2 protein-coding genes are annotated in these 3011 nt (G+C 42.1%); one reads left to right on the top strand and one right to left on the bottom strand.

What is annotated here, in order from left to right:
• Positions 1-2: 2 nt before the first annotated feature.
• Complete coding sequence (locus AC5JMK_RS13945; RefSeq protein WP_495910374.1) at positions 3-389, bottom strand: fatty acid desaturase; 387 nt, start codon at positions 387-389, stop codon at positions 3-5.
• Positions 390-807: 418 nt separating this feature from the next.
• Here AC5JMK_RS13945 and AC5JMK_RS13950 point away from each other — a divergent pair, with 418 nt between their 5' ends.
• On the top strand, positions 808-3003 hold the full coding sequence (locus tag AC5JMK_RS13950) for an NACHT domain-containing protein (protein WP_495910375.1): 2196 nt from the start codon (positions 808-810) through the stop codon (positions 3001-3003).
• Positions 3004-3011: the final 8 nt, after the last annotated feature.

A 3011-nucleotide genomic window follows, 5' to 3' on the forward strand; every position in this document is an offset into this window, starting at 1 on the left:
CATTAGATTCTTCCGAGTCCTTGTGTCAAGCCTGATTGAGATGCTCTTACCCTGTGAATAATGGGGGAATGAATATCCTGTTTTGTATCTGTATAATGGTGGTGATGACGATGGTGTGCTGCCCACCATAGTGGACCTAACTGAACTGAAGAATTGCCTAGAACAGCAAGAATAAATTGAAACCAACGCGTTGTTTTATAAGCCCGATGTGAAAAATAGCGGTGGTACCCTGCTGTGATTCCAAACATTCGTATTAACCACAGGGTAAGGCATGTAATGAGAGCAACCCAACTAAAACCCACCCAAAAAATTAATAGGCTACTAATATGAATTGATATAAAAGGAATATTATCTAAAATATCTATTTTATATTCTTGTTTTGATAACATATGCAAGCTTTTGAATTTGTACTCCTTCAGCGTGACAGATGGGTGCTTGAGATTAAGTCTTAGTAAAAGTTAGAGAAGTATAAGAAGTATGAAATGAGTTTGCAATGTTTGATTTTGTTACAAAAATCAACAAAATTAATAATTCTCAATGCCACTTGTCATTTAGAGTCGTTAACTCATACAAACAAGCCCAAAACTCAATATTCATGGGGTTTATACAGATTTTATTCCACACATGTACCTGGAATTAACAGTATGAATAACTTTTAGATTGGTTTCATTTTGATGAAATTAAAGTCGATCTCTGACTTTTGTATGATTTAAATTGTGCAGATGTTTGTAACATAAGAAGAGCTATAAAATCTATAATGTTAATAAAAGTTTAAATTATAAGCTTTAATTATGAGTTTTTTGTATTATGGTCAGGCGATCGCTCCAAGCATCACAGATTGGAATTCAACAGGCTAAAAGAGCGTTTGCCCGTAAGGGGTGGACTCAGGAAAATTTGGCTTTTGAAGTTGGCTTAAAGACTCGACAACCGATTTGGCGATTTTTCAGTGGCCGTCCGGTCGAGCGTCATATATTTCTGGAAATTTGTTCGATATTGGTACTGAATTGGCGGGAAATCGCTGCCGACCCCCCGGCTGAATTCCCAGATCCGGTCGAAGTGGGGCAGGGTACTGTTTTAGATATTGAGGTTTTTGTGCGACAGGTGCGATCGCAACGCCAAGAAAAAATTCAAGATCAGTGTGGGATCTTGCAGTTATTAGATATCGGTCATCCGGTTGCGATCGATGACATATACATTGATGTCAATATTCTGGAAGACATCCCCAGCCAACAGTGGTTAGATATCTCTAACCTGCAAAACCTTGAACCAAATGAATTTGACCGCTTTGGGTTAGGTGAGGTTGAACACAAACAAATACCAGGTATGTGGGCAGTCGAAACCTACTCCAAACTCAGGGTGCTGGGTAAACCAGGGGTAGGTAAAACGACCTTTTTGCAACATCTTGCTATTCAGTGTCAGCGAGGCGCATTTGCGGCAAACCAGGTTCCTATTTTCATCACACTAAAGAATTTTGCTGAAGAATCTAGGTTGATCGGCGAATTCAGCCTATTAAACTATATTCGCCAAGAGTTTCTCACATCTAGAATCTCAGACCCGTCAGTGATTGAAACCTTGCTTAGTGCAGGTAGAGTTTTGCTGCTGCTTGATGGTATGGATGAAGTTCTTAACCAACAGAGCAATGCTGTCTTAAGAGAAATTCGCAGATTTTCGGACAGACATCACAAAAATCGATTTGTGGCAACCTGTCGAACGGCGGCTCAAAAGCTCACCCTCCGAGGTTTTACCGATGTTGAGATTGCTCCGTTTACCCAAGAACAAATCATTGGCTTTGCCAAAAAATGGTTTGTGGCATTCACCAAGACTAACACTCAAAATGGGCAGGCACAGTCTGTTGAGTTTATTCAGAAGCTGGAATTACCTGAAAACTGGCAATTTCGCCAACTCGTGATCACACCTCTGTTTCTACATCTTGCCTGCTGGGTGTTCCACGGTCAAGAAAAATTTCCCACTAAGCGAACTGAGTTTTATAAGCAAGGGTTAGATTTGCTCTTGGGCAAATGGGATGAAACTAAAGGTGTTGAACGGGATGAGGTTTATCGAGGGTTTTTGTTACCACAAAAGCTCAGATTATTGAGTCAGATTGCGGCGGTAACGTTTGAAGAAGGTCAGTACTTCTTTGAGCAACGTGTTATTGAGCAATACATTGGTGACTATATTCGTAATCTACCTGAATTGCCAATGGAGCCAGAGGAACTGCAACTAGAAAGTGAAGCGGTGCTAAAGGCTATAGAAGCCCAACATGGGTTACTGACAGAACGGGCGCGAGGAATTTTCTCCTTCTCCTATCTGGCGTTTCAAGAATATTTGACGGCGAGAAAAATCGTTGCCAGCCATAACCTACAAGCATTGGAGCAAGCTTTGGGAGGATTAGTCACTCACGTCACTGATCCTCACTGGCGCGAAATCTTCTTGTTGACAGCTGCCATGCTCCGGAGTGCAGACGGGCTGATGCAGTTAATGAAGCAACACATTGATGCACTTGTCGCCCAAGACCCTTACCTACAAGAATTTTTGACCTGGGCAAGCCAAAAATCTCGTACTACTCCCTCCCAGCCTTTGGTTGCGACGGGTCGTGCATTTTACCTCGCCCTTGCCAGGACTCCTCACATAGCTTCTCAGTTTGCCCTGGTCTGTACCCTCGACCAAGGGATGTTTCTGGATGCGGTGTTAGATAACCTGCTGCTGGAGTGTGCGATCGACCGCAGCCAAGATTTTGCCTATGCTCATGCCTGTGGAGATGCTCTGGGCAACATTCTAGGGATTGTTTTGGATGCTGGACTCCATAAATCCCTGCAACAACTTAAGGAGCAATTGCCGAGTCCAAATCAAAACCAAGAAAAATGGAAGATCTGGTGGCAGACACACTCTTCAGCCTGGGTTGAACAGTTAAAAATGACAATCATTAATTATCGTAATATTGATCACCGCTGGCAGTTTATAGCGTTTCTTAATCTAGTGAAGTACAGTAACAACAATGGGTAAACCAATTA

The organism is Pelatocladus sp. (assembly GCF_059505505.1).